At 67.1% G+C, this 25,085-nt stretch carries 23 protein-coding genes and 1 pseudogene; 11 read left to right on the forward strand and 13 right to left on the reverse strand.

Annotation, left to right across the window (positions count from 1 at the left end; all coding sequences use genetic code 11):
• Positions 1-202: 202 nt before the first annotated feature.
• Positions 203-1,135: a LysR family transcriptional regulator gene (locus AC1MEM_RS17560; protein ID WP_499472612.1), complete on the reverse strand. Its 933-nt coding sequence runs from the start codon at positions 1,133-1,135 to the stop codon at positions 203-205.
• Between the two features lie 111 nt (positions 1,136-1,246).
• Between AC1MEM_RS17560 and AC1MEM_RS17565 the strand changes: the two genes are divergently transcribed.
• Genes AC1MEM_RS17565 through AC1MEM_RS17575 form a run of 3 tightly spaced genes read left to right on the forward strand, consistent with a single transcriptional unit; the run spans position 1,247 to position 4,605 of the window.
• Positions 1,247-2,335 (forward strand): porin, encoded by a 1,089-nt coding sequence (locus AC1MEM_RS17565; RefSeq protein ID WP_499472614.1) that lies wholly within the window; start codon positions 1,247-1,249, stop codon positions 2,333-2,335.
• Between the two features lie 21 nt (positions 2,336-2,356).
• On the forward strand, positions 2,357-3,208 hold the full coding sequence (locus AC1MEM_RS17570; RefSeq protein ID WP_499472616.1) for a substrate-binding domain-containing protein: 852 nt from the start codon (positions 2,357-2,359) through the stop codon (positions 3,206-3,208).
• A gap of 53 nt (positions 3,209-3,261) precedes the next feature.
• A complete protein-coding gene (locus AC1MEM_RS17575; RefSeq protein WP_499472618.1) occupies positions 3,262-4,605 on the forward strand; it encodes an MFS transporter in 1,344 nt (447 codons plus the stop codon).
• 221 nt (positions 4,606-4,826) lie between these two features.
• Here AC1MEM_RS17575 and AC1MEM_RS17580 read toward each other — a convergent pair whose 3' ends face one another.
• From AC1MEM_RS17580 to AC1MEM_RS17590, 3 genes are read right to left on the reverse strand one after another with little or no spacing between them, the layout of a single operon-like run.
• Positions 4,827-5,810, reverse strand: a complete 984-nt coding sequence (locus AC1MEM_RS17580) for a Bug family tripartite tricarboxylate transporter substrate binding protein (protein WP_499472620.1) — start codon at positions 5,808-5,810, stop codon at positions 4,827-4,829.
• Between the two features lie 30 nt (positions 5,811-5,840).
• Positions 5,841-6,179, reverse strand: a complete 339-nt coding sequence (locus AC1MEM_RS17585) for an AtuA-related protein (protein WP_499472621.1) — start codon at positions 6,177-6,179, stop codon at positions 5,841-5,843.
• The gene (locus tag AC1MEM_RS17590; RefSeq protein ID WP_499472623.1) at positions 6,166-7,518 is read right to left on the reverse strand and encodes an acyclic terpene utilization AtuA family protein; all 1,353 of its coding nucleotides are present in this window, start codon (positions 7,516-7,518) and stop codon (positions 6,166-6,168) included. Before AC1MEM_RS17590 ends, AC1MEM_RS17585 begins: the two co-directional genes overlap by 14 nt.
• A gap of 114 nt (positions 7,519-7,632) precedes the next feature.
• Here AC1MEM_RS17590 and AC1MEM_RS17595 point away from each other — a divergent pair, with 114 nt between their 5' ends.
• The 7 genes from AC1MEM_RS17595 to AC1MEM_RS17625 all read left to right on the forward strand — a co-directional run bounded on the left by AC1MEM_RS17595 (position 7,633) and on the right by AC1MEM_RS17625 (position 16,154).
• On the forward strand, positions 7,633-8,565 hold the full coding sequence (locus AC1MEM_RS17595) for a LysR family transcriptional regulator (RefSeq protein ID WP_499472625.1): 933 nt from the start codon (positions 7,633-7,635) through the stop codon (positions 8,563-8,565).
• Between the two features lie 61 nt (positions 8,566-8,626).
• Positions 8,627-9,445: a helix-turn-helix transcriptional regulator gene (locus AC1MEM_RS17600; RefSeq protein WP_499472627.1), complete on the forward strand. Its 819-nt coding sequence runs from the start codon at positions 8,627-8,629 to the stop codon at positions 9,443-9,445.
• A gap of 158 nt (positions 9,446-9,603) precedes the next feature.
• Positions 9,604-10,974, forward strand: a complete 1,371-nt coding sequence (locus tag AC1MEM_RS17605) for an MFS transporter (protein WP_499472629.1) — start codon at positions 9,604-9,606, stop codon at positions 10,972-10,974.
• A gap of 52 nt (positions 10,975-11,026) precedes the next feature.
• Positions 11,027-12,754 (forward strand): FAD-dependent oxidoreductase, encoded by a 1,728-nt coding sequence (locus AC1MEM_RS17610; RefSeq protein ID WP_499472631.1) that lies wholly within the window; start codon positions 11,027-11,029, stop codon positions 12,752-12,754.
• On the forward strand, positions 12,751-12,924 hold the full coding sequence (locus AC1MEM_RS17615) for a hypothetical protein (RefSeq protein ID WP_499472633.1): 174 nt from the start codon (positions 12,751-12,753) through the stop codon (positions 12,922-12,924). Before AC1MEM_RS17610 ends, AC1MEM_RS17615 begins: the two co-directional genes overlap by 4 nt.
• Positions 12,925-13,261: 337 nt before the next feature.
• A complete protein-coding gene (locus AC1MEM_RS17620; protein ID WP_499472634.1) occupies positions 13,262-14,560 on the forward strand; it encodes a M20 family metallopeptidase in 1,299 nt (432 codons plus the stop codon).
• 10 nt (positions 14,561-14,570) lie between these two features.
• The gene (locus AC1MEM_RS17625; protein ID WP_499472636.1) at positions 14,571-16,154 is read left to right on the forward strand and encodes a phospholipase D family protein; all 1,584 of its coding nucleotides are present in this window, start codon (positions 14,571-14,573) and stop codon (positions 16,152-16,154) included.
• Positions 16,155-16,201: 47 nt separating this feature from the next.
• On the opposite strand, the gene AC1MEM_RS17630 is transcribed toward AC1MEM_RS17625, so the two are convergent.
• The 3 genes and pseudogenes from AC1MEM_RS17630 to AC1MEM_RS17640 form a co-directional block, all read right to left on the reverse strand.
• Positions 16,202-16,639: a DoxX family protein gene (locus AC1MEM_RS17630; RefSeq protein ID WP_499472638.1), complete on the reverse strand. Its 438-nt coding sequence runs from the start codon at positions 16,637-16,639 to the stop codon at positions 16,202-16,204.
• A gap of 103 nt (positions 16,640-16,742) precedes the next feature.
• Positions 16,743-18,508, reverse strand: a pseudogene (locus AC1MEM_RS17635) (peptidoglycan D,D-transpeptidase FtsI family protein).
• Positions 18,509-18,512: 4 nt separating this feature from the next.
• Complete coding sequence (locus AC1MEM_RS17640) at positions 18,513-19,148, reverse strand: trimeric intracellular cation channel family protein (protein ID WP_499477684.1); 636 nt, start codon at positions 19,146-19,148, stop codon at positions 18,513-18,515.
• Positions 19,149-19,263: 115 nt separating this feature from the next.
• Here AC1MEM_RS17640 and AC1MEM_RS17645 point away from each other — a divergent pair, with 115 nt between their 5' ends.
• The gene (locus AC1MEM_RS17645; RefSeq protein ID WP_499472640.1) at positions 19,264-20,163 is read left to right on the forward strand and encodes a LysR family transcriptional regulator; all 900 of its coding nucleotides are present in this window, start codon (positions 19,264-19,266) and stop codon (positions 20,161-20,163) included.
• Positions 20,164-20,306: 143 nt separating this feature from the next.
• Here the strand turns inward: AC1MEM_RS17645 and AC1MEM_RS17650 are convergent, their stop codons facing one another.
• The 6 genes from AC1MEM_RS17650 to AC1MEM_RS17675 all read right to left on the reverse strand — a co-directional run bounded on the left by AC1MEM_RS17650 (position 20,307) and on the right by AC1MEM_RS17675 (position 25,041).
• Positions 20,307-21,110, reverse strand: a complete 804-nt coding sequence (locus AC1MEM_RS17650) for a methyl-accepting chemotaxis protein (RefSeq protein WP_499472642.1) — start codon at positions 21,108-21,110, stop codon at positions 20,307-20,309.
• Between the two features lie 59 nt (positions 21,111-21,169).
• Complete coding sequence (locus AC1MEM_RS17655) at positions 21,170-21,331, reverse strand: IclR family transcriptional regulator domain-containing protein (RefSeq protein WP_499472644.1); 162 nt, start codon at positions 21,329-21,331, stop codon at positions 21,170-21,172.
• A gap of 113 nt (positions 21,332-21,444) precedes the next feature.
• A complete protein-coding gene (locus AC1MEM_RS17660) occupies positions 21,445-22,416 on the reverse strand; it encodes a Bug family tripartite tricarboxylate transporter substrate binding protein (RefSeq protein ID WP_499472646.1) in 972 nt (323 codons plus the stop codon).
• Positions 22,417-22,510: 94 nt separating this feature from the next.
• Positions 22,511-23,713 (reverse strand): 3-oxoadipyl-CoA thiolase, encoded by a 1,203-nt coding sequence (gene pcaF / locus AC1MEM_RS17665; protein WP_499472648.1) that lies wholly within the window; start codon positions 23,711-23,713, stop codon positions 22,511-22,513.
• Positions 23,714-23,728: 15 nt separating this feature from the next.
• Complete coding sequence (locus tag AC1MEM_RS17670) at positions 23,729-24,367, reverse strand: CoA transferase subunit B (protein WP_499477686.1); 639 nt, start codon at positions 24,365-24,367, stop codon at positions 23,729-23,731.
• A gap of 8 nt (positions 24,368-24,375) precedes the next feature.
• Positions 24,376-25,041: a 3-oxoacid CoA-transferase subunit A gene (locus AC1MEM_RS17675; RefSeq protein ID WP_499472650.1), complete on the reverse strand. Its 666-nt coding sequence runs from the start codon at positions 25,039-25,041 to the stop codon at positions 24,376-24,378.
• Between the last annotated feature and the right edge of the window lie 44 nt (positions 25,042-25,085).

Here is a 25,085-nt window from a genome sequence, read left to right on the forward strand (position 1 = left end):
TACCGTGTGCGCGGCAAGTCTTGGATGCGTGCCCGGCCGCGCGACGGCAATGTGCGGCGTTGGGGCTCCGGTCTATTCTAGGACATTCGGGGCGCCCGCGTGGTTCGCGAATATGCGTTGTGAATCGCGCGCCGGGCGGCGTACCTGCGCCGCAACCCGGCTCCCCGCACAAGGGCGGCGCGTGCCATCCTGCCGTGACGGGTCAAGCGGGATCGGCCTCGGGCGGCGCCGCGGGCGGGCGCTTCAGCAGTGCTTCGGTGAGCATCTCGAACAGGGTGCGCGCCGCCGGCGCCATGTTGTGGCTACGCTTGCGGATCAGGCCAAGCGTCCGGTTGATCGTCGGGTTCACGAGCGGCACGCCAACGATCGTGCCTGGCCCCCCGGACAGCACCGACAGGCCGGGCACGGCCGCCACGCCCATGCCCGCCTCGACCAGGGCCAGCACGCCGGACACGTGGTTGACCTCGCACAAGATGAGCGGGTGCTTCTCGACACCGGCGAGGGCGGCATCGATGACGCTGCGGTTGCCGCTCGACTTGGCGACCGAGATATACCGTTCGCCCACCGTCTCCTTCCAGCTCAGCACCGTGCGCTGCGCCAGCGGATGGTCGCGCCGCATCGCCAGCACGTAGCTCTCCACGAAAATCGGTTCGAACACGATCTCCGGGTTTTCCGCGCCGGTGAAGTTGATCCCGAAGTCCGCCTCCCCGGCCAGCACGAGGTTCAGCACGTCCTGCGCGCTCTCGTCATGGACGCGCACACGGATGCGCGGAAAGCGCGCGCTGAAACGATTCAGCACCTCCGGCAAGAAATGCCACACGGCTGACGGAACGCAGGCCAGCGTGACCGTGCCGGTGCGGTGGGCCGCGAGGTCGGCGACATCGAGCACCGCGTCTTCCAGGCCGTCGAGCGCCGTGCGCACGTTCACCAGGAAGGTCCGGCCGACGTTGGTCAACTGCACGCGGCGCGTGGTGCGCTCGAACAGTTTCACGCCCAGGCTTTCCTCGAGCTTGTCGATCCGCCGGCTGAGCGCGGATTGCGACAGGAAGAGATCGGCCGCAGCCTGGCGGAAACTGGCGCGTTCGGCGACGGCGACGAAGGCCTGCAAATCATGAAGGTCGTAATTGATGCGCATGGCGCAATAATAGGCTTGAAAATTGCAATTATCAAATTAAACAATCTGGCGGATGATTAGCGCACTTACCAATCAGCCTCATTAAGAAGGCAAAACCACTATGGAGACAACGTGCGCCACCCATGCGTTCTTGCAGCATTGCTCATCTCGAGCGGAACCTGCCTTGCCCAGACCAGCGTCGACCTGTACGGCATCGCCGACGTCGCCCTGCGTGCCGGCACCGGCCTAAGCAGCGGCAACGCGCCTGCCCCAGGCCATACCACCGCCGTGAGCAGCGGCATCGACAATACCAGCCGCTGGGGCATCAAGGGCCAGGAGTCGCTCGGCGCCGGCTGGAAAGCCCGGTTCGTGCTCGAAGGCGGTATCAATGTCGATACCGGCGCCTCGGCCAAGAGCGACCGCCTGTTCGACCGCCAGGCCTGGGTCGGCCTCGATTCCGCGTACGGCCAGCTTGCCGTCGGCCGCCAGGCCAGCCTCCTGTCGGACGCCCTCATCGCCGTCGACCCGCTCGGCAAGCGTTACGCATCCTTCAATCCGAACATCAACGTCGCCGGCCTGAGCAACACCGCCTTCGGCACCCACAAGTTCGGGCGCCAGTACGGTCCCAGCGGCTATGCGGACAATTTCTATCGCCTCGACAACACGGTCAAGTACACCGCGACCGTCGGCCCCTGGCAGGCGCGCGCCGCGTATTCGGCCGGCGAAGTGGCGGGCGATGCGGATGCATCGTCGAGTCATGGCGTCGCACTCGCCTGGCAGCGCCCGGACTGGGCCGTCTCCGGTGCGACGATGCAATTTCGCAGCCCCGAGGGCCTGCCGCTCGACGCCTGGTCGCTCGGCGCGGCGTTCCGCCAGGGAGACTGGCAATTCAAGGCCAACGTCGCGCGCAACGTTGCAGATACGGGACCGGACAAGACTGTCCACCAGCGCGTGCTGTCCGCGGGCGTCAACCGAAAACTGGGACACGGCGTGCTCGTCACCACCGCCTTGTACAGCGTCCGGCGCGAGGCGACGGGCCTGCGCGACGACGGCTTCGACCGCGCTTTCCTGTTCGTCGAAAAGACGCTGGCGCCGCGCACGACCACCTACATCGAAGCCGACTACACCACATGGCGCGGCGACGCCGCGGGGCTGACGGCATCCCTGCCCAACGACCGGCACGGCGCCGGCCTGGCGCTCGGGCTCATGCAGAAATTTTAACGGAGACAAGGAAAGCACAACATGCGACCACATTCTTTGAAACACACGGCAATGGCGGCGCTGGCCGCGCTCGCGCTGGGCAGCGGCGGCGCGGCCCAGGCCACCGACCTCCACGTCGTCAGCTCGGGCGGTTTCGCCCAGGCCTACAAGGACCTGGCCGGCCCGTTCGAGCGCGCCAGCGGCGACCACCTGGTCTCCGAATGGGGCCCGTCGATGGGCGCGACCAAGAACGCGATTCCCGCGCGGCTGGCGCGCGGCGAGCCGATCGACGTCGTCATCATGGTCGGCGACGCGTTGGACAAGCTGATGGCCGAGGGCCGCCTCGAACCTGGCAGCAAGGTCGTCCTCGCCAACTCGCCGATCGCCTGCGCCGTCCGCCATGGCGCCAAGAAGCCGGACATCGGCACCGTCGCCGGCTTGCGCGCCGCCTTCCTGGCTGCGCCGAAGGTCGCCTATTCGGACAGCGCGAGCGGCGAATACATCAGGCGCCAGCTGTTGGACAAGCTCGGCATCCGCCAGCAGATGGAAGGCCGCGCCGCGCAGATTCCCGCGACCCCGGTGGGCGAGATCATCGCGCATGGCGAGGCCGATTTCGGCTGCCAGCAGAGGAGCGAACTCAAACCGGTGCAAGGCATCGACATCGTCGGCCTGCTTCCGCAGGAAGTGCAGCTCACGACCGAGTTTTCCGGCGCCGTGGTGCGTAATTCCAGCCATCCGGAAGCCGCCCGCGCACTGCTGCGCTTCCTGGCTGCGCCTGGCAACGCAGCTGCCATCGAGGCGACAGGGCTGGCGCCGGTAACACAGCAAGTAACACAGCAAGTAACGCAGCCAGTAACGCAGCCGGTAAGCACGCCCGCAACAGCACCGCACTAAGTCACACCCTCACGCCGGCGTCCCACGCCGGCGGTTTTTCCTGAAAGCCCATCATGTCCATCCATTCCATCGCCAAGGCGAGCCATCCGGCTGCCGCCGCATCCACACCGGCCGCAGCTGCGCCGGCCGCGTCGAAGCTCGCCACCGTCATCCGGGTCACGAGCGGAAATTTCATCGAAATGTATGATTTTTTCCTGTTCGGCTTCTATGCGCACCAGATTGCCCGCGCCTTTTTTCCGGCCACGAGCGAATACGCCGCGCTGATGATGACCTTCGCCACCTTCGGCGCCGGCTTCTTCATGCGTCCGCTGGGCGCCATCCTCCTCGGCAGCTACATCGACCGCATCGGCCGCCGCAAGGGCCTCGTGCTGACGCTCGGGATCATGGCCTCGGGAACGGCGCTGATCGCCTTCGTCCCCGGGTATGCCACCATCGGCATGCTGGCGCCGGTGCTGGTGCTGCTCGGGCGCCTGCTGCAGGGCTTTTCCGCCGGCGTGGAGCTGGGCGGTGTCTCGGTCTACCTGTCGGAAATGGCGACCCCGGGCAACAAGGGCTTCTACGTCAGCTGGCAGTCGGCCAGCCAGCAGCTCGCGGTCATCGCTGCCGCCGCGCTGGGCTATGCCATCAACCAGGCCATGCCGAAAGAGGTGATCGCCGACTGGGGCTGGCGCATCCCCTTCTTCATCGGCTGTTCGATCATCCCCATCGTGTTCTACATCCGCAGCTCGCTGCAGGAGACCGAGGCCTACCTGGCGCAGAAGACGCATCCGACCTTCCGCCAGATGATGCGCACGCTCGCCTGGAACTGGCAGATCGTCACGGTCGGCGCCATGCTGGTCGTCATGACGACGGTCGCGTTCTACCTGATCACGGTGTACACGCCCACCTTCGGCAAGAGCGTGCTCAAACTGAGCACCGAGGAGAGCCTGCTCGTGACCCTGTGTGTGGGCGTGTCGAACTTCATCTGGCTGCCCGTCATGGGCGCGCTCTCGGACCGCATCGGACGCTGGCCCGTGATGGCCGTCTTTTCGGCACTGGCGGCGGTCACCGCCTATCCGGCGCTGTCCTGGCTGATCGCGAACCCGAGCTTCGGCCACATGGTGGCGATCGAACTCTGGCTCTCCTTTTTGTACGGCAGCTACAACGGCGCCACCATCGTCGCGCTCACCGAGATCATTCCGGTCCAGGTGCGCACGACCGGCTTCTCGCTGGCCTACAGCCTGGCGACGGCGCTCTTCGGCGGCATGACGCCGCTGCTGTGCACCTGGCTGATCGAAGCCACCGGCGACAAGGCGGCCCCCGGCTACTGGATGGCGGGCGCCGGCGCCATCAGCCTGCTCGCGACTTTCCTGGTGTACCGCGGCATCGTCAAGGCACGGGGCCTTGGCCGGGCCTGAAGCGATGGGCGGGGGCGCATGCGCCCGCCCAGTCCACGGGCCTCTCGAAAAGCGGGCGAAAAAAAAGCCCGCCATTTGCGGGCGGGCTGAAATCCAATTCTTTTCTGAGGAGAGTTGGAGGAGACAGGTGCAGTATGCGGCACTGCAGCATGCTCGTCCAATTTCCTTTCCGCATTATAGACATACGGACGCTGAATATCTGGCCTGCTGCGCTCGGCGTCTTATTCCTTTTCGATCCCCGCCTTCCTGATGATCTCGCCCCATTTCTTCGATTCAGCCTGCTGGAAAGTCGCCAGCTCCTCGGGCGTAGTCAGGAAGATCGAGGTGCCGCTGGTTGCGTAAAAGCCGGTGTTGGCGCCGGGGCTTTTCGCGGCGCGGCTCAGCAGTTCGTTGAGCCTGGCGACGACGGGCGCAGGGGTTTTCGCCGGCGCATAGGCCGCAAACCAGTAACCGACGTCATAGCCCTTGACGCCGGCCTCGGCGATGGTCGGCACATCCGGCACCAGCGCCGAGCGGGTGCTGCCCGAATAGCCCAGGGCACGCAGCTTGCCGCTCTTGATGTGCGGCAGGCCGGTGGCGGTATCGGCAATCATCATCTGGATCTGGCCGCCCAGCAGGTCGGTGATCGCATACGTGTTGCTTTTATAGGGGACGTGCAACAGCTGCACGTGCGCCATCTGCTGGAACAGTTCGCCGGCCACCCGGCTCGAGGAGCTGCCGCTGCCGAAGCTGATCTTGCCCGGCTCTTTCTTGGCGAGTGCGATGAAATCTCCCACACTCTTGACCGGCGAGCTGGCATTGACGACCATGATCTGTCCGCCCTTGCCGAGTGCGGTAATCGGCGCGAAACTCTTGACCGGGTCGTAAGGGACGGTTTTGTACAGGTGCTCCGCCGCGGCGTGGGTGGTATTGGTGGCGATGAGGATCGTGTAGCCATCCGGCGCGGCGCGCGCCACCTCGTTTGCGCCGATAAAGCCGTTGCCGCCGGGCTTGTTGTCGACGATGACGGCCTGCTTCGTCTCCAGGGCCACTGCCTGTCCCAGTGCGCGCGCGAGCTGGTCGGTCGCGGTGCCGGCGGCGAAGGGCACGACGAAGTGAATCGGTTTATCCGGGAAGCCGGCAGCCGATGCGCCGGCGGACAGTACGAGGCATACGGCCGGGATGGCGAGATAAGGCAACCTGGTCAGGTTTCTGGTAAAGCGCATTACATGTCTCCTTGAGTCGTTTTGTTTAGTTTAGCGGATGGATACGGGGACCGTTGGACTGTCCAGTTCGGGAATGTCGAGGCTGAGGATCGCCGAGCCCAGGGTTTTACCGTGCGCGTCCAGCGCCAGCGAGCGGGTCACGCCGCCGCCCAGGGCCTGGTGCAGGACAAAATTGAGCGCGCCGAGCGCCGGCAGGGTAAACCGCTGCACCTCGCCACCGGCGATATCGGCCAGATGCGCTTTTACGCGCTCGGCCGTGACATGTTGTTCCAGCCGCGGATAATCGGCCGGGTCATACGCGATCACGGAAATATTCGAGATATTGCCCTTGTCGCCGGCGCGCGCATGCGCGATCTCACGTAACAGCATGGTGGGGCTCCCCGAAATGAATGGATGGCTGCACGGCCTCGCGCGGCAGGAAGGTCGATACGACCGCGACGATATCACGGGCCGACTTGAAGGCGCCGCCGCCGCCGGCCGGGCCGCAGGTGTACAGGCTTTCCACCTCGTTGGCGATGCGCGTGGCCTCAAGCAGGTTGTCGGTGCGGCCCGCCACGCGGATGCGCACCTCGTACGGTTCCGCACTGGATGCCGCGAGGTGGTCGCGGTGCATGGCATTCACGCCCACGATGTCGTAGCGGATTTCGCTGGCCTGCACGCCGGTGATTTTCAGGCGCTCTTCGACGATGGACAGCGCCAGGCGCGCGCGGGCCAGCGCCCCGGGGCCGGCATACGACATCTGGCCCTCGCCGATATAGCTGTCGATGTAGCCGATCGAGACTTTCAGCGTTTCCGGCCGCGGGTGGCCGGTCGCGCCTTGTACCAGCACCCGGTCCGGGCCGACCTCGGCCACCTGCACACCCGAGAAGTCGGCCACCACGTCCGGGGTCAGGTAGGCGCGCGGATCGTGGATCTCGTAGAGCAGCTGCTCCTTGCAGGTGGCCGCGGTCACCTGGCCGCCGCTGCCCGCCACCTTGGTGATGACGACCGACCCGTCCTCCGCCACCTCGCCGATGGGGAAGCCCAGCCGCGCCAGGCCGGCCACGTCCTTGTACCCGGGATCGGCGAAATAACCGCCGGTGATCTGGCCGGCGCATTCCAGCAGGTGGCCCACCAGCGTGCCCTGCCCCAGCCGGTGCCAGTCGTCCATGGCCCAGCCAAATTCATGGATGAGCGGGGCCAGCACCAGCGCCGGATCGGCGGCGCGGCCGGTGATGACGACGTCGGCCCCTTGTGCAAGCGCGTCGACCAGCGGCTGCGCGCCGAGATAGGCATTCGCCGAAAGCAGGCGCTCGCCGAGGCGGCTGAGCGGCTGGCCGGTGTCGTCCTTGTACTGCCCGGCGCGCAGCGCGCCGAGCACGTCGTCGCCCACGACCGCCGCCACCTTCAGTCCGTGCAGGCCCAGCGACCGCGCGATCTCGCGCACGCGGGCGGCAGCGGCCAGGGGATTGGCGGCGCCCATGTTGGTGACGATCCGGATCCCTTTTGCGCTGCACAACGGCAGCACGGCGCGCATGCGCTCAAGCAGCAGCGGATCGTAGCCCGATTCCGGATCCGCCATGCGCGCCCGCTGGGCCAGCGCGATGGTGCGTTCGGCCAGGCACTCGAAGATGAGATAGTCGAGGTCGCCTTTTTCGGCCAGCTCCACGGCCGGCTCGAGGCGGTCGCCCGAGTAACCCGCGCCGGATCCGATTCTGATGTGTTTCATCGACGCTCCCGTAAATGTGCCAGGTCACAGTGTGGCGCGCATGAATCATTAAGTACAATGGTCATTTCGGATGGATTGATCCGCTTATCTTATTAATCGCCAGACGCACCCACGATGACGACCACGATCTCGACCAAGCTGCTGCACGCCTTCGTGGCGCTCGAGGAAACACGGCATTTCACCCGGGCGGCCGAGCGCTGCCATACCTCGCAGCCGGCCTTCAGCGCGATGATCCGCAAGCTCGAGGAAACGGCGGGGACGCGGCTGTTCGAGCGCGACACGCGCAATGTCACGCTGACGCCGGAAGGCGAACTGTTTTCCGAGGTGGCGCGCTCGCTGATTGCCGACATCGAATCGGCCTTCGACAACATGGCCGATTACGTCGCCCGGCGCCGCGGACGGGTCTCGATCGCGGCGCTTCCCTCGCTGGCTGCGCGCGCCCTCCCCGCCGTGATCGCGGAGTACCGGCGCCTGTATCCGGGCGTCGCCGTCAGCCTGCACGACGCCTTGTCGGACGGCTGCCTGGCGCTCCTTCGCCAACGCAAGGCCGATCTCGTGCTGACGGCGCCCGGCGCGAATTTCCTCGAGTTCGACACCCGGGTCCTGGGCAGCGATCCGTTCTACCTGGTCTGCCGGCCGGACCATCCACTGGCGAGGAAGCGCCGCCTGCAGGCAGCCGACCTGGCCGGACAGGAGCTGATTCACCTCGCCAAATCGTCGAGCGTGCGCCAGTATGTCGACGTCCTGCTGCGCGATATCCCTACCGTGCATTCCGGATTCGAGGTGGAACACCTGGCGACGGTGGCGGGCCTGGTGGAACAGGGCCTCGGCGTGAGCCTGGTGCCCGAGCTGACCCTGTTCCAGTTTCGCCAACTGGACCTGGCCGCCATTCCCCTCGACACCCGGGAACAGACGCGGCCGATCCTGATCGTCAAGCGCAAGGACCAGGCGCTGTCGATCGCGGCGCAGGCCATGCTGGAACTGATCGAGAAACACATCGGGCCGCCTGCCCCGACGCGTCCACGCCGCGCCGTCCCCCGAAATTGACAGCCGCGTCGCCGGATGCTAGCCTGAACGACGATTTACCAACCCAGCCCGTCCCCACGCCATGCGTTACTGGCACCTCGACCGCCCTTCCCCAGCAGGCCAGCTCGATCTCGGATCCGTCACGGCCCTGGTGGCGGCCATCGGCCAGGCCGACCCGGCCTCGTTCGCCACCGAAGTGCTCAATACCCTGGGCGAGCCCGCAAGGATTTCGCAGTGCACGATCTTCGCCTACGAGTTCGGGAACCGGCCGCGCACGGTGTCGGTCGCCGACCGCCGCGGTGGCCGTTTCCTGCGCGATGTCGCCGACGTGTATACCAGGCTGTATTACGTGCTCGACGGTAACCAGGGGATCATCGACCCGGCCCGGACGGCGCAGCGCGGCGCGCCGATGGTGATTCACCAGCAAAGGAGCGCCGACATCGTGCACGAGGGCTACCGCAACGCCTGCTACGGCGACCCGAATGTGTCCGACCGCTTGTCGCTGCTGCTGCAACCGGCCGAGCAGATCTGGCTGTCGGTGAACCTCTACCGGGACCGCATGCATGCCGAGTTCCAGCCGCGCGACATCGCGCTGGTCGAGGCGCTGGCGCCGCTGATCGGCCACGCGACCAGGCATCACTATGCCCTGCACGGCCAGGGCCAGCCGGGCATCCCCCAATTGATGCTGGCCAGGCTGCGCAGCATCTGCCCCGGCCTGGCAAAGCGCGAACTCGACGTCGTCCGCGGCGTGCTCGAAGGCTTGAGCGCCGCGGAAATCGCCGAGACGCTCGGCATCAAGCCCGCCAGCGTCGTCACCTACCAGAAGCGCGCTTACCAGCGGCTCGGCGTTTCAAACCAGCGCCAGCTGTTCGCACTCTGCCTGTCCGGCGACAAGGCCTGAGGAAGCACATTCCGCTGTACCCAAAATGGGGACAGCGCCCGCTTGACGCCCTCCTATACTCTCCAACACGCATTGCGCCGACAACAATACAGAGCGGCCCCGAGCCCCAGGCGCAATGCATGCCCGCAGTGTCAACCGGAGTCGAGGAGACAGTCAACATGCATTCCAGCCCATCATCGGCCGGCCCCATCCTGGGCGGCCGCGCCGCCCAGCCCGCCTCTTCGGCCGAGCAACACGTCAACGCCAGGGTGTCGCGCCGCCTGCTCCCGTTCATCTTCCTGCTGTTCGTCTTTTCCTTCCTCGACCGGATCAACGTCGGCTTTGCCGGCCTGACGATGGTGAAGGACCTGGGCTTGACGTCGACCCAGTTCGGGCTGGCGACGACGCTCTTCTATATCGCGTACATCACCTGCGGCATCCCCAGCAATATGGTATTGGCCCGGGTCGGCGCGCGCCGCTGGATCGGCTTCCTCATGATCGCATGGGGCTTTGCCTCGAGCGCGACCATGTTCGCCAGCGATGCCCACACGCTCTACCTGCTGCGCGTGCTGGTCGGCATTACCGAAGCGGGATTCTTGCCCGGCATGCTGCTCTATCTGACGCTATGGTTTCCGGCCGCTTACCGGGCCCGCGCCAACGCCATGTTCATGATCGCGATGCCGGTCACGGCGGCCCTGGGCTCGGCCGTGTCCGGCTACATCCTGGAACTGGACGGCGCGCTCGGCTTCAAGGGCTGGCAATGGCTGTTCATGCTCGAAGGCCTGCCATCGGTGCTGCTCGGCCTGGTGGTCTTCTCTTGCCTCGACGACCGGCCAGCGCAGGCAAGCTGGCTGTCGGCCGACGAGAAGGCGACGCTGGCACACAGCCTGGCGGCGGATCGCCCGCCCGTCCCCGCCACCGATGTAGCGCCCGATGCAGCGCCCGCCGCAGCGCCCAGGCTGCTGGCCGAACTCTTCTCGCCGACCGTCATCAAGTTTGCCGTGGCCTATTTCTGTCTCGTCAATACGCTGGCGATGGTGGCGGTCTGGACCCCGCTGATCGTCAAGAGCTTCAACCTTGGCGCCAGCAACCGCACGATCGGCCTGCTGGCGGCCATCCCGCAGGTCGTGACCATCGTCGCCATGATCTGGTGGGGACGCCGTTCCGACCGCAAGCAGGAGCGCCGCTGGCACCTGATGCTGCCGATGCTGCTCTCGGCCGCGGGCTGGATGTGTACCGCTGCATCGACCAATCCGGCGCTGCAGTTGCTGGGAATCTGCATGGCCTCGGCCGGTTCGTACACCGCCATGTCGATCTTCTGGACCACGCCCGACCAGGCGCTCAGCTTCAAGGCGCAGGCGATCGGGATCGCCGTCATCAATGCGACGGGCAACATCAGCTCGGCGCTGAACCCGGTCGTCGTCGGCTGGCTCCGGGACGTCACCCACAGCTTCAGTGCCGGCCTCGTGTACTCCGCCGGCCTGCTGGTCGCGGGCGCCGTGCTGGTCATGGTGCTGCCGATCGATGGCCGCAAGCGAATCACAGCGTGAGCCTCGCAGCTTGAACCTCGCAGCCTGAACGCCACTGTATCAAAGGAAAATCATGGACATCGCATTCACACCCTATCCGTTCAGCGGAAAGACCTATCCGGCCCGCATCCCGGCGCTGGACCAGGGCCGGGACGCGCGGCGCCACCCGGTCGCCATCGTCGGCGGCGGCCCGGTCGGACTGGCCACCGCGCTCGGCCTGGCCAGGCAGGGCATCGCCTCGGTGCTGGTCGAGGCCGACAGCTCGGTCTGCCACGGCAGCCGCGCCATCTGCATTTCGCGGCGCAGCCTCGAAATCGCCGAGCGGCTCGGCGCGCTGCAGGGCTTCCTCGACATCGGCCTGCCGTGGACCGGCGGACGCAGCTTCTACCGCGAGACCGAAGTGCTGCAATTCACCATGCCGCAGGACGAGAACCAGAAGCTGCCGCCCATGATCAACCTGGCGCAGTACCATATCGAGCAGATCCTGCTTGACGCGGCCGGGCGGCACGCGGACCTGATCGACATCCGCTGGCAGACGCGCGTGACCGCGATGGCGCAGGACGAGGACGGCGTCACGCTGCAGTTGTCCACGCCCGAGGGCGACTATGCGCTGCAGGCCGACTGGATGGTCGCCTGCGACGGCGGACGCAGCACGATCCGCGAGGCGATGGGCCTGAAGTTGCAGGGCGCCAGCTACGAAGGCCGCTACGTCATCGTCGACATCGCGCTCGAAAGCACGCGGCCGACCGAGCGGCTGGCCTATTTCGATCCACCGTCGAACCCCGGCTCGACCGTGCTGGTGCACAAGCAGCCGGATAACATCTGGCGTATCGACTACCAGGTGCGCGACGACGAAAACGTCGACCAGGCGGTGCTGCCGGAAAACGTCCTGCCGCGCGTGCAAAGCCTGCTCGACATGATGGGCGAGCGCGGCCCCTGGGCGCCGGTCTGGATCACGATGTACAAGGCGAATGCGCTGACGCTGGAAAAATACCGCCATGGCCGGGTGCTGTTCGCCGGCGACGCCGCCCACCTGGTGCCGATCTTCGGCGTGCGCGGCGCCAACTCGGGCATCGACGACGCCGACAACGCGGCGTGGAAACTGGCCTATGTAATCAAGGGCCTGGCAAGCGAAAGCCTGCTCGACAGCTATTCCAGCGAACGCGTGGCCGCCGCCCACGAGAACCTCGGCTACGGCACCAAGAGCACCGAGTTCATGGCGCCGCCCTCCTTCGCCTTCGCGCTGATGCGCACGGCGGTCCTCAGCCTCGCGGCGCAGCATCCCGCCGTGCGCTCGCTGATCAATCCGCGCCAGAGCGCGGCGATCGCCTATACTGCCTCGGCCCTGAACACCGCCCAGGATGGCGCGTGGACGGCAGGCCCCGGACCCGGGTCGGTGCTGCCGGAATGCCCGCTGACGGTCGTCGATGATGGTGCGGAGTCGGAACGGTACATGACCGAGCTGCTCGGTCCGGGCTTCACGGTCTTCCAGTTCCAGGCCGGAGACGGCAGTGACGACCTGCTCGCCGGCCTGCCGGCGGAACTGGCGGCGCAAGGCATCCCCGTAAAACTGGTGACGCTGGCGCCGCGCCGCCGCGCCGATGCGACCGCCCCGTACGGCTGGGATCACAGTGGCCGGCTGTTCGCGCTGTATGGCGCCGAAGCAGGCGCCGTCTACCTGGTGCGCCCGGACGGCCACGTCGCGGGCCGCTGGCACGGCGCCGCGCCCGCGGCCGTGCGCGCCGCCATCGACCACGTGCTGCATCCGCAGGCACATCAACCGGAAAGGAAGCTGCCATGAACGACAGTGAACTCGACGCCGTCTACACGCGGCTGTGCAAGACGATGACCGAACTGGGCGCCGAACGCTCGCCGCTGTTCCTGGCGCGCTTCGCGCTGCTGGCCATCGTCGAACTCGGTGATGCGGCGCTGGCCATGCGCCTGGTCGACGCCGCCGGCGAGGCTGACTGACCGGGAGGAGCCGCCCAGGCGCTTGTGAGGAGACACCGTGGAGATGAAGTTCGATGCGCCCGTCAGTGCGCCCGCGGGAAGCCCCCCATCCGTCCCGGGTCGACCGTGAACGAACCGGGCCCCGAATGGCTGCGCGCGCTGGCTGCCGGGGCGGCGGGCGACTGAGGCCTGCGCCTGGACGACAGCCTGGCGATCCTGTCTGCGCGATGGTTGCTGCCTGGCCGTGCGCCGAACGGGACGGGCCCGCTGAAGAAATTCGGATCATAATGACCCGACCCGGCCCGGCCCTGCCCCGACAGGCCGGCGTCCACCATCTCCCTGACGGAGGAATGCAGGCATGAACACCCAGACACAAGGCGCGGCCGGACCGGTCCTGGCGGGATTGCCTGCGCTGTTACCGGCGCTGGAAGCCCTGTACACCGACGTGCATGCGCATCCCGAGCTGTCGATGCAGGAAACGCGCACCGCGGGCCTGGCCGCCGAGCGCCTGCGCGCGGCCGGTTACGAGGTGACGGCGAACATCGGCGGCACCGGCGTGGTCGGGCTGCTGCGCAATGGCGAGGGGCCGGTGGTGATGCTGCGCGCCGACATGGATGCGCTGCCGGTCGAGGAAATGACCGGCCTGCCCTACGCCAGCACCGTCCAGGCGCGCAACCGCGAAGGCAAGACCGTGCCGGTCATGCACGCCTGCGGCCACGACATGCACGTCGCCTGGCTGGCCGGCGCAGCGGCCTTGCTGGCCCAGGCGCGGGACGCCTGGCGCGGCACGGTCATGGCCGTCTTCCAGCCCGCCGAGGAAACCGCGGAAGGCGCCCAGGCCATGCTGGCCGATGGGCTGTTCGACCGCTTTTCCAGGCCCGACATCGTGCTCGGCCAGCACGTGATGGTCGGCCCGGCGGGCGACATCGGCGGCCGCGCGGGCGCCATCACGTCGGCCGCCGACAGCCTGCGGATCCGCCTGTTCGGGCGCGGCGCCCACGGCTCGATGCCGCAGGCGAGCATCGATCCGGTGGTCATGGCCGCCGCCACGGTGATGCGCCTGCAAACGGTCGTGTCGCGCGAAGTCGGCCCGGACGAGGCGGCCGTGGTGACGGTCGGCGCGCTGCAGGCCGGCACCAAGGAAAACGTGATCCCCGACGACGCCGTCATCAAACTCAACGTGCGCACTTTCGATGCGGGCGTGCGCAAGCGCGTGCTGGCGGCGATCGAACGCATTGCCAATGCCGAGGCCGCGGCGTCCGGCGCACCCCGCCCGCCCGAATTCACGAGCCTCGACCACTATCCGCTGGGCGTCAACGATGCCGGCGCCAGTGCCCGCGTCGCCGCGGCCTTCCGCGCGCACTTTTCGCCGGACCGGGTGCGGCGCGTCGGGGCGGCGTCTGCCAGCGAGGATTTCGGCTCGTTCGGGACGGCCTGGGGCGTGCCGTCGATGTTCTGGTTCGTCGGCGGCACCGATCCCGAGGTGTACGCGAAGGCGAAGTCCGCCGGCGACATCAACAAGATCCCGACCAACCACAGTCCGTATTTCGCGCCGGTGCTGCATCCGACGCTGGAGACCGGCGTCGAGACGATGGTCCTTGCCGCGCTGGCGTGGCTGGCGCCGGGCGCTGCCGGCGCCACCGAAGGGGAAGCATGAATCGGCCGCTATGAGCCACGCGGCCGGCCAGGGCCCAGCCGCGCGCCTGCATCGGTATGGCATCGTTTGCACGCTGGTCCTGTGCCTGCTGCTGCTCCTGGTTGCCGGATGCACGACCCTGCCCTCGCTCGAGGGCAGGCGAAGCTCGACGGCGGACCTCGATACGGGGGCGACGCGGCTGGGCCGCGCCATCGCGCCGCTGGCGCGGGCCCATCCCGGCAGCTCGGGAATCTACCCCCTTCCCGACGGGCGCGATGCCTTTGCCGCGCGCGCGCTTCTGGCGCAGGCGGCCGAAAGGACCCTCGACGTCCAGTACTACATCTGGCACGACGACATGACCGGCAGCTTGCTGTTCCAGGCCTTGCGCCAGGCAGCCGATCGCGGCGTCAGGGTCAGGCTGCTACTCGACGATAACAATACGTCCGGCATGGACGCCCTGCTGGCGGGACTCGATGCACACCCGAACATCGAAGTACGCCTGTTCAATCCCTTCGTGATCCGCAGCGTGCGTGCGCTCGGTTACCTTACCGATTTCGGCCGGGCCAACCGCCGGATGCACAACAAGTCGTTTACCGCGGACAGCCAGGCGACCATCATCGGCGGCCGGAACGTGGGCGACGAGTACTTCGGTGCGGCCGACGACGTGTTGTTCGCGGACCTCGACGTGCTGGCGGTCGGGCCGGTCGTTACCGAGGTGGCGAATGCCTTCGACCGCTACTGGAACAGCGATTCGTCCTACCCGGCCGCCTCGCTCCTGGGCGCTGCCGGCGGGCACGCACCGGACGCACTGGCGGCAAGCGCAGCGCGTATGGAGCGCAGCCCGCGCGCCCTGGCGTATACCCGCGCGATACGCGGCTCCCGGTTCACCGATGAGCTCATGAACGGCAAGCTGGCCATGGAATGGGCCGCGACGCGCATGATCAGCGACGACCCCGCCAAGGGCCTCGGCCGCGCCGCGCCCGGAAGCCTCGTCTTCGACAAGCTCAAGGAAACGATGGGCGAACCGGTGGCGGAGCTGGACCTGGTATCGCCCTATTTCGTGCCCCTGGACGCCGGCGAGAAGGCCTTCGCGGAAGCGGCCCGCAAAGGCGTCCGCATCAGGATACTGACCAATGCGCTGGAATCAACCGACGTCGCCGCGGTGCATGCGGGCTACGCCAAACACCGCAAGGCGCTGCTGGAAGCGGGTGTCGCGCTGTATGAGCTGCGGCGCTCGCCGCAATCCGTCCCGGACAAGCGCGCGTCCGGCCCCGGCGGCAGTTCCGCGTCCAGCCTGCATAGCAAGACGTTCGCGGTGGACCGCCGGCGCGTGTTTATCGGCTCCTTCAACTTCGACCCGCGCTCCGCCAGGCTCAACACCGAAATGGGCTTCGTGATCGACAGCCCGGGCATGGCCGGCCGCATCGCCTCCGCCTTCGATGACAGGATTCCCGCTGCGGCTTACGAAGTGCGCCTGTCCGCGGAGGGAAAACTGTACTGGCTCGAGCGCCGGGACAACACGGTCGTGCGGCATGAGCTGGAGCCGGGCACCAGCTTCGCCGGGCGCGCGGGCGTGGCGTTCATGTCGCTGCTGCCGATCGACTGGTTATTGTAGCGGGCTCGCATGGCGCACCTGCCGCACATGCCGCGGCCCGCAGCGGTTCATCGCTGTTTCAAACGATCGTCGATACTCGGCACGCCGGCGCCATATTTGACGAACATCAGATACCCGCCCGCCATCGCCAGGTTTTTCATGAAATTGTTCATCTGGTTGGCATCGGCAAAATTGGTGTGCGCGATGAAGGCCGACGCAATGCTGAACAGCGCCAGCACCCCGGCCGCCCAACGCGCCTTGAAGCCCAGCAGCAGTGCCAATCCCCCGCCGAGTTCGATCAGGATGACCAGCGGCGTCACCAGGGCAGGCAGCGGCAAGCCCATCGACCCGAAGTAAGCCTGGGTCCCGCTATAGCCTGCCAGCTTGCTCCACCCGGAAAGAATGAAGATGAGCGACATGAGGATTCTTGCGGCAATATTCAAGGGCATGATGATTCCTTCTGGAATGGTCTGAATATGGTGCCGCTGCGCGGCGCAAAAACGCATGAACTCCGGTTGGATTATGGCCCTGCCCGTGTAATGACAGCGCACGCTTAGGATGAGCATCGCTGGCTGGCCCGCAAGGTCGACGGCGGCGAGGCCCGCTGCATCACAGCGCCTCCTCCGCCTCCTCCGCCTCTGCAAGCGGCGCGATGATCTCGGCAACCGGCGCGTCCGGTGCGACGTTCAGGGCTTGCAGCGTATCCTGCGTCACCGCCGCGAACACGGGCGCCGCCACGCGTCCGCCGAAGTGTCCGCCTTCGCCCGGTTCGTCGACCATGACCGCGACGATGATGCGCGGCTTCGACACCGGCGCGAAGCCGACGAAGCCGGCGATATAGCGGTTCACGTAGCGCCCGCCAACGGCCTTGTGGGCGGTGCTGGTCTTGCCCGCCACCCGGTAGCCGGATACCTGCGCGCGCGGCGCGGTGCCGCCGGGCCAGGTGGCGCGCTCCATCATGGCGCGTACCGCCGCGGCGCTGGCGGGCGAGATCACCGGGCGCGCCAGAGGCGGCTCATCGTTCTTCAGCAGGCTGACCGGCACCATGTCGCCATCGCGGGCAAAGACGAGATAGGACTGCGCCATCTGGATCAGGGAGGTCGACATGCCGTGGCCGTAGCTGATGGTGGCCTGCTCGATCGGCTTCCATGAACGGTGCGGGCGCAGGCTGCCGGCGGCGGTGCCGGGGAAACCGAGATGCGGCGCCTGGCCGAAACCGGCTTTCGTCAGCAGCGTCCACATGTCCTGCGCCGGCATGCGCAGCGCCAGCTTCGCGGTGCCGACGTTCGACGATTTTTGCAGCACTTCCGACACCGTCAGCACGCCATGCCGGCTGGCGTCGTGGATGGTGGCGCGCCCGATTTTCAGGTGGCCAGGCGCGGTATCGACGGGCGAGTCCGTCGTCACCAGGCCGTTTTCCAGCGCCAGCGCAATGGTGAAGGGTTTCAGCACCGAGCCCGGCTCGTAGGTATCGGTCAGCACGCGGTTGCGCAGCTGGGCGCCGCTCAGGGCGCGGCGGTCGTTCGGGTCGTAGTCCGGCAGGTTGGCCAGCGCCAGCACTTCGCCGCTTTGCACGTCGAGCACGACGATGGCGGCCGCCTTTGCCTTGTGCCGGTCCAGCGCCGCCTTCAGGTGCGAGGACGCGATGTGCTGGATGCCGCGGTCGATCGACAGCGCCAGGTCCTTGCCGTCGCGCGCCGGCAGCCCCAGTCCGGCGTCTTCCACCACGCGCCCGAGGCGGTCCTTGATCACCCGCCGGCTGCCGGCCTTCCCGGCCAGGCTGGCGTGGTGGGCCAGTTCCATGCCATCCTGCCGACGTCCTCGACATTGTTGAAGCCGACCAGGTGCGCCGTGAGCGCGCCCTGCGGGTAGTAGCGCTTGTATTCCTTGCGCGTCTGGACGCCGCCGATGCCCAGTTCGAGTATCGCGTCGACCGTGCCGGCTTCCACCTGGCGCCCGAGATAGACGAAGCCGCGCTGCGAACGCAGCTTGCCGTCGAGTTCAGCCTGGCGCATGCCGAGCAGGCGCGCGAGTGCCTGCAGCTTCTCCGGCGGCGCCTGGCGTACGTCCTCGGGAATGGCCCATACCGCCTTCACCGGCAGCGACATGGCCAGCACGTCGCCATGCCGGTCCGTGATCCGGCCGCGCGTGGCGGGCAGCTCGAGCGTGCGGGCATAGCGCGCGGCGCCCCGCTCGCACAGGAACTCGCCGGAAAACAGCTGGACCCAGACCGCGCGCAGGCCGAGCGCGGCAAACGCCGAAAACAGCACGAACAGGACCAGGCGCGAGCGCCAGGCCGGCAGCCTGGTTGCCAGCACCGGGCTGGCGGAAAATGGCATGCCCTTGCCGCCGGCGACGCGTGAACGCAATCCCATGGAATCAATGATGCGGGTCGAGTTCGTTGTCGAACGAACTGGTGTCGGCTTCGAGCACCGGCAGCGCCAGGGAAAAACGCAGCGCCAGCAGGCGGAAGGCGAAGCCCGCGCCGATGGCGACGGTGGTGGCGATCGGCGCATCCACTTCCAGGTGCAGCAGTCCCACATACAGCATGCCGGTCGCCAGCGAGACCGTGGCGTACAGGTCGCGCCGCAGGACCAGCGGCACCTGGTTGCACAGGACGTCGCGCAGCAGGCCGCCGAAGACGCCCGTCGCCATGCCCATCAGGATCACGACGACGACGTTGACGCCGGTCGACGTCGCGATATCGCAGCCGATGACGGTGAACGCCACCAGGCCGAGCGCGTCGAGCCAGAGGAAGGCGGTCCTGAGGCGGTGCATCCGGCGCGCCATGAAGGCCGCAACGACCGCGGCGCCGACCGTGAAGGCCAGGTATTCGGGATGGGCCACCCAGCCGAGCGGGTAGTGGCCGAGGATGACGTCGCGCACCGTGCCGCCGCCCAGCGCCGTCACCGTCCCGACCACGCACAGGCCGAACAGGTCCATGCGCCGGCGCATCCCCATCAGCGCCCCGGAGGCGGCTTCGGCCGCGATGGCGACCAGGTAAATCGTGTGCAGCAGGGTCATGCTTTTTGAATCCGGGGTAGGCGTGCGTGAATGGGGCAAGCCATGTTACGATCAGCTGATCAATGCGTCCAATGCATTGTTTGCGTCGTTATCATGCATCTTGCGAATGAATATCAAACAGCTCGAACACCTCCTTGCCGTTGCCGAGACGCGCTCCTTCAGCCGCGCGGCCGAACGCCTGTTCATCACCCAGTCGGCCCTGAGCCGCAGCATCGGCGCGCTTGAGGAAGACCTGGGCGCCCTCCTCTTCGACCGCATCGGCAAGCGCATCGAACTCACGCCCCTCGGCGCCCACGTGGTGGCGCGTGCCGGCGCGCTCGTGCGCGACGCGGACGAACTGCGGCGCAGCGTCGGCATCTTCCAGGGTGGCGACGGCGGCGCACTGCGCATTGGCCTCGGCTCGGGGCCGGCCGCCATGCTGACGACGCCGCTGCTCTGCCATATGGCCGAGCATCATCCGCGCCTCCATGTGCGCATCACGGGCGGGCCGATCGGGCTGCAGTTGATGCAGCTGCGCGCGCACGGCCTCGACGCGCTGGTTGCCGATGCGCGCAGCGTCGTGCCGGCGCCCGACATCGTGCTGGAGCCGATCGGCGAGCTGCGCACCTGCTTCGCCAGCCGCGCCGGCCATCCGTTGGCGGCCCTGCAAACGGTGACGCTGGCGCAGGTGCTCACGTATCCGGTCGCCTCCACGCCGCTGTCGGACGAGATCGCGCGCCTGCTGGTTGCGCTGTACGGCCCCGCCGCCCTTCCCGAAGAGATGACGACCCTGCAGTGCGAGGACATGAGCAGCCTGCTCGGCGCCGTCGAACGCTCGCAGGCGGTGTTCCTTGGCCTGGCCGCCGCGGCCCGCGACGGCATCGCCGCCGGCCGGCTGGTCGAGCTGCCGGTGCGGCCGACGCTGGAAGCGAAGGCGCGCTTCGCCTGTGTCACCCTGGCCGGGCGTACCGAGGCGCCGGCGCTGGCGGTGTTTCGCGGCTTCGCAGCCGCGCACTTGCGCGATTGAGCGATTGAGCGAGGATGAGGCAGGACTCGAGGGCGTGGCCGCGGCCACGCCACTCTCGTCCAAAGGGGTGTGCTCCAGGTAGCGGCGGCTCCCCGCCCGGCAGGCGCTGGAACAGGCGCGCCACGCTGAACCATTGCTGCTCTTCAGCTGGTTCTGAGCTCCACGATGTCCGCGCGGAGCAGCTCACCAAGCGCTTGCTGCACTTCCAGGTCATGCATGACCTGCTTGACGATCTTCGTCCGCTGGCCCGCACCACCGATGATGTCGTCCATTGCCTTCAGTGCCCCATTGGCCGTACGGACGCCATCCTGCGCCTTGTCCAGGGTCGCGCTGGTCTCCGCAATGGCGACGCCGGACGACTGTTTCAACTGAAGCGCGATTTCTCCGATCCGTTGTCCCGAAATGCGGGACCGCTCGGCGAGCTGGCGCACTTCGTTGGCGATGACGGCGAAGCCGGCGCCACTGGTGCCTGCGCGGGCGGCTTCGATGGCGGCATTGATCGCGAGCAGGTTCGTCTGCCTGGCGATGTCCTGGATGTTTTCGACGATGCTCCCGATCGTGGAGGCCTGCTCGGCCAGCGCCTGGTAGCTTGCGAACGATTGCTCGAGGTAGCCGGCGACCGCACTCATCGAGGAACCCGTTGCGCGAACGGCGTCGCCGCCCCCCAGGATCGCGGCACCCGAGCGCGCAGCCGTGGCGCTTGCGCGCTCCATATGGCCGACCGCACTGCCGATCGAGGCCAGGAGCTGGTCCAGGTGCGCCTCGCAGCGCAGCAGTGCCTGCTGAAGGTCCTCGGGCCGCGGCGCGCTTGCAGTCTCGCCGGTGTCCTGAGCCTGCGCTTGCGAACCTGCCTCGAAGTGGACGAAGGACTCGCCCTGGTTCCCGGCCACGCTGCGCCGGCGGCCCAGTCCTGCGAAGGCCAGGCGAATGGTGTTTGTCAGTTTCATTGTTGTGTTGTTCAAGTGGTGGGTCCAGGCTCCTGGAACCTGCCGAGCCAGGTTCTTCGTCACGGCAGCAGGTACGCCAGCTCCTGCGCGGCTTCGCGCAGCACCGGCAGGAACTGCGCCGTCATCTGCTCCTCGCCAACCCTGCCTGCCTGCGCGCCGGCGATCAGCGCCGCCTGCACCCTTCCCGACCCGCCGTGCACCGGGACGGCGATGGAGCGCAAGCCGGGCTCCAGCTCCTCGCTGTTGATGGCGCATCCCGCCTGCCGCACGGCGGCGAGGATGTACGTGGGGCTGGAGCGATCGGCACGACCATGAAGGGCTGCAAATAAGGCTGCTAATCGGCCTTGATGTTGCGCTCGCGGACGATCCTGGCCCAGCGCACCGTTTCCGTTTTCAGCGTATTCGCCAACTCTTGCGGCGACGAGCCGACCGGCTCCGCACCGATCTGCGCGAAGCGCGCGCGCACCTCGGGCTGCTTGAGCGCTTTCACCAGTTCGGCATTCAGGCGATCGACGACGGGCTTGGGCGTTTTAGCCGGCACGAAGACTGCATACCAGCCGCTCAGCTCGTAGCCCGGGAGGCCGGATTCGGCGATCGTCGGGACATTCGGGAAAACGCTCGAGCGCTTGCTGGTCGTCACGGCAAGCGCCTTCAGCCGGCCTGACTCGACATAGGGCTTCGCCGACGACAGCGAATCGAACATGATGTCGACCTGTCCGCCCATCAGGTCGGTCACCGCGGGTGCGCTGCCTTTGTACGGGACGTGCATGATGTCGACGCCGGCCATCGAATTGAACAGTTCAGCGGCAAGGTGGACGGTGGTGCCATTGCCCGCCGACGCATAGGTGAGTTTGCCCGGCTGGGCTTTCGCCAGCGCGATCAGTTCCTTGACGTTGTTGGCTTTCACGGACGGGTGCGCAACCAGAAGGTTGGGGACGATGCCGACCAGGCTGACCGGTTCGAAATCCCTGGTGGCGTCGTAGGGCAACTTCGGATAAATACTCGGATTCACGGCGTGACCGATGGACACGATCATCATCGTGTGGCCATCCGGCGCCGCCTTGGCGACCATGCCGGACCCGATCGCGCCGCCGGCGCCTGGACGGTTCTCGATGACGACCGGCTGCTTCATGCTGACCGACAGACGCTCGCCCAGGGTGCGCGCCATGGTATCCATCGCACCGCCTGGCGGGAAAGGCACGACCCACTTGATGGGCTGGCTCGGGTAGGGTGCGGCGGCTGTCGCGTTGAAGGCGCAGAGGACCAGTCCCATGGCCGTCATTGCTTTTAAAAGGGTCTTGTTCATCAGTGTCTCCGGTTGTGGATTTTGCTTGCTTGATTCGATGGGACGGCGGTGCCGTTCGCGATCATCGCCACCAGGTTGGCGCGCGAGGCGCCCTTTACACGCGTTTGATGACCATCGCAATGCCCTGCCCCACGCCGATGCACATCGTGCACAGCGCATAGCGCCCGCCGGTGCGGTGCAGCTGGTACATCGCCGTGGTAACGAGGCGCGCGCCGCTCATGCCCAGCGGGTGGCCGAGCGCGATGCCGCCGCCGTACGGATTCACGCGTGGGTCGTCGTCGGCAACGCCGAGTTCGCGCAGCACCGCCAGGCCCTGCGACGCAAAAGCTTCGTTCAGTTCGATGATGTCCATCTGGTCGATGCTCATGCCGAGCTGTTTCAGCAGCTTTTTGGTGGCCGGCGCCGGGCCGATGCCCATCACGCGCGGCGGCACGCCGGCGGTGGCCATGCCGACGATGCGGGCGCGCGGCGTCAGGCCATATTTTTCCGCCGCTTCCTTACTGGCCAGCAGGACCGCGCAGGCGCCGTCGTTCACGCCCGAGGCGTTGCCGGCGGTGACCGAGCCGTCCGGATGCACGACACCCTTCAGTTTCGCCAGCGCCTCGATGCTGGTTTCGCGCGGATGCTCGTCCTGCTCGAAGGCGATGTGGTCGCCCTTCTTCTGCGGGATCAGCACCGGGACGATTTCGTCCCTGAACAGGCCTTCGCGCTGGGCGCGCGCCGTCTTTTGCTGGCTGGCCAGCGCGAACTTGTCCTGGTCTGCACGCGAGACCTTGTAGTCGACCGCCACGTTCTCGGCCGTCTCCGGCATCGAATCGGTGCCGTACAGGTGCTTCATCTGTTTATTCGGGAAGCGCCAGCCGATGGTGGTGTCGTAAATGGCGGCCTGGCGCGAGAAGGCCGATTCCGCCTTGCCCATCACGAAAGGCGCGCGCGTCATCGACTCGACGCCGCCGGCGATCATCAGCCGGGTTTCGCCGGCCTTGATGGCGCGGGCGGCGATGCCGATGGCATCCATGCCGGAGCCGCACAGGCGGTTGACCGTCGTGCCCGGGACGTCCGTCGGCAAGCCGGCCAGCAAGGACGACATGTGGGCCACGTTGCGGTTGTCTTCGCCGGCCTGGTTGGCGCAGCCGAAGATCACGTCGTCGACTTGCGTCCAGTCGACGCCGGGATTGCGCTTCATGAGTTCGCGCAGCGGGATGGCGCCGAGGTCGTCCGCGCGGACGTCCTTCAGGGCGCCGCCGTAGCGACCGATCGGGGTGCGAATGGCATCGCAGATAAATGCGTCAGTCATGATCATCCTCTTTGTTCAGGGCGCCAGGAGTGGCGCGGCCGTAGCGGCCTGGAGTTCGTCGAAGGTGAGGCCGGGCGCCATTTCGATCACGCGCAGGCCATCGGGGGTGACGTCGAGCACGGCCAGGTCGGTAAAGATGCGGTTGACGCAGGCCACGCCCGTCAGCGGGTAGCTGCATTCGCGCACGATCTTGCTTTCGCCGGTCTTGGTCTGGTGGTCCATCATCACGAAGACCTTCTTGGCGCCGAGCGCCAGGTCCATCGCGCCGCCGACGGCCGGAATCGCATCCGGCGCGCCGGTATGCCAGTTGGCCAGGTCGCCCTTTTCGGACACCTGGAAGGCGCCGAGCACGCAGATGTCGAGGTGGCCGCCGCGCATCATGGCAAACGAATCGGCGTGGTGGAAATAGGCGCCGCCGGTCAGCAGGGTCACCGGCTGCTTGCCGGCGTTGATCAGGTCTTCGTCTTCGTCGCCGGGCGCGGGTGCGGGACCCATGCCGAGCAGGCCGTTTTCGCTGTGCAGGAAGACTTCACGGTCCTGGGGCAGGAAATTGGCGACCTTGGTCGGCAGGCCGATGCCAAGGTTCACATAAGCGCCCTCGAAGATGTCTTGAGCGACGCGGGCGGCGATCTGGTCGCGGCTGAATCTGTTCAATGAGCGGTTCATGCTGCCTCCTTCACGACGCGCTGGACGAAAATGCCCGGCGTGACGATATGTTCCGGGTCGAGTTCGCCGAGTTCGACGATCTCGGCCACCTGGGCGATCGCGACCTTCGCGGCCATCGCCATGATCGGGCCGAAGTTGCGGGCGGTCTTGCGGTACACGAGGTTGCCCCAGCGGTCGCCCTGGTGTGCCTTGATGAGCGCGAAGTCGGCGTGGATCGGCTTTTCGAACACGTAATGGCGGCCGTCGATCAGGCGCGTTTCCTTGCCCTCGGCCAGCAGGGTGCCGTAGCCGGTCGGCGTGAAGAAGCCGCCGATGCCGGCGCCGGCGGCGCGGATGCGCTCGGCCAGGTTGCCCTGCGGGGTCAGTTCGAGTCCGATTTCGCCGGCGCGGTACAGGGCGTCGAAATGGCGCGAGTCGCTCTGGCGCGGGAAGGAGCAGATGATCTTGCGCACCCGCTTCGCGGCCAGCAGCGCGGCCAGGCCGGTGTCGCCGTTGCCGGCGTTGTTGTTGACGATGGTGAGCTCGCGCGCGCCTTGCGCGATGAGGGCATCGATCAGTTGGGCCGGCATGCCGGCATTGCCGAAGCCGCCGATCATGACGGTGGCGCCATCGTGCACGTCGGCGACGGCACGTTCGAGCGATTCACAGGATTTATCAATCATGGTTTGCTGCCGAAAATGCGCAACGGGCGCTGTGGCCGCGCTGC

This window comes from Telluria sp. AIW5, from assembly GCF_056680575.1.

Coding starts and splice junctions, on each gene's coding strand:
- AC1MEM_RS17560 (WP_499472612.1), bottom strand. CDS start 1,135: ATGCGCATCAATTACGACCTTCATGATTTGCAGGCCTTCGTCGCCGTC.
- AC1MEM_RS17570 (WP_499472616.1), top strand. CDS start 2,357: ATGCGACCACATTCTTTGAAACACACGGCAATGGCGGCGCTGGCCGCG.
- AC1MEM_RS17575 (WP_499472618.1), top strand. CDS start 3,262: ATGTCCATCCATTCCATCGCCAAGGCGAGCCATCCGGCTGCCGCCGCA.
- AC1MEM_RS17580 (WP_499472620.1), bottom strand. CDS start 5,810: ATGCGCTTTACCAGAAACCTGACCAGGTTGCCTTATCTCGCCATCCCG.
- AC1MEM_RS17585 (WP_499472621.1), bottom strand. CDS start 6,179: ATGCTGTTACGTGAGATCGCGCATGCGCGCGCCGGCGACAAGGGCAAT.
- AC1MEM_RS17590 (WP_499472623.1), bottom strand. CDS start 7,518: ATGAAACACATCAGAATCGGATCCGGCGCGGGTTACTCGGGCGACCGC.
- AC1MEM_RS17595 (WP_499472625.1), top strand. CDS start 7,633: ATGACGACCACGATCTCGACCAAGCTGCTGCACGCCTTCGTGGCGCTC.
- AC1MEM_RS17600 (WP_499472627.1), top strand. CDS start 8,627: ATGCGTTACTGGCACCTCGACCGCCCTTCCCCAGCAGGCCAGCTCGAT.
- AC1MEM_RS17605 (WP_499472629.1), top strand. CDS start 9,604: ATGCATTCCAGCCCATCATCGGCCGGCCCCATCCTGGGCGGCCGCGCC.
- AC1MEM_RS17610 (WP_499472631.1), top strand. CDS start 11,027: ATGGACATCGCATTCACACCCTATCCGTTCAGCGGAAAGACCTATCCG.
- AC1MEM_RS17615 (WP_499472633.1), top strand. CDS start 12,751: ATGAACGACAGTGAACTCGACGCCGTCTACACGCGGCTGTGCAAGACG.
- AC1MEM_RS17620 (WP_499472634.1), top strand. CDS start 13,262: ATGAACACCCAGACACAAGGCGCGGCCGGACCGGTCCTGGCGGGATTG.
- AC1MEM_RS17625 (WP_499472636.1), top strand. CDS start 14,571: ATGAGCCACGCGGCCGGCCAGGGCCCAGCCGCGCGCCTGCATCGGTAT.
- AC1MEM_RS17630 (WP_499472638.1), bottom strand. CDS start 16,639: ATGCGTTTTTGCGCCGCGCAGCGGCACCATATTCAGACCATTCCAGAA.
- AC1MEM_RS17645 (WP_499472640.1), top strand. CDS start 19,264: ATGAATATCAAACAGCTCGAACACCTCCTTGCCGTTGCCGAGACGCGC.
- AC1MEM_RS17650 (WP_499472642.1), bottom strand. CDS start 21,110: ATGAAACTGACAAACACCATTCGCCTGGCCTTCGCAGGACTGGGCCGC.
- AC1MEM_RS17660 (WP_499472646.1), bottom strand. CDS start 22,416: ATGAACAAGACCCTTTTAAAAGCAATGACGGCCATGGGACTGGTCCTC.
- pcaF (WP_499472648.1), bottom strand. CDS start 23,713: ATGACTGACGCATTTATCTGCGATGCCATTCGCACCCCGATCGGTCGC.
- AC1MEM_RS17675 (WP_499472650.1), bottom strand. CDS start 25,041: ATGATTGATAAATCCTGTGAATCGCTCGAACGTGCCGTCGCCGACGTG.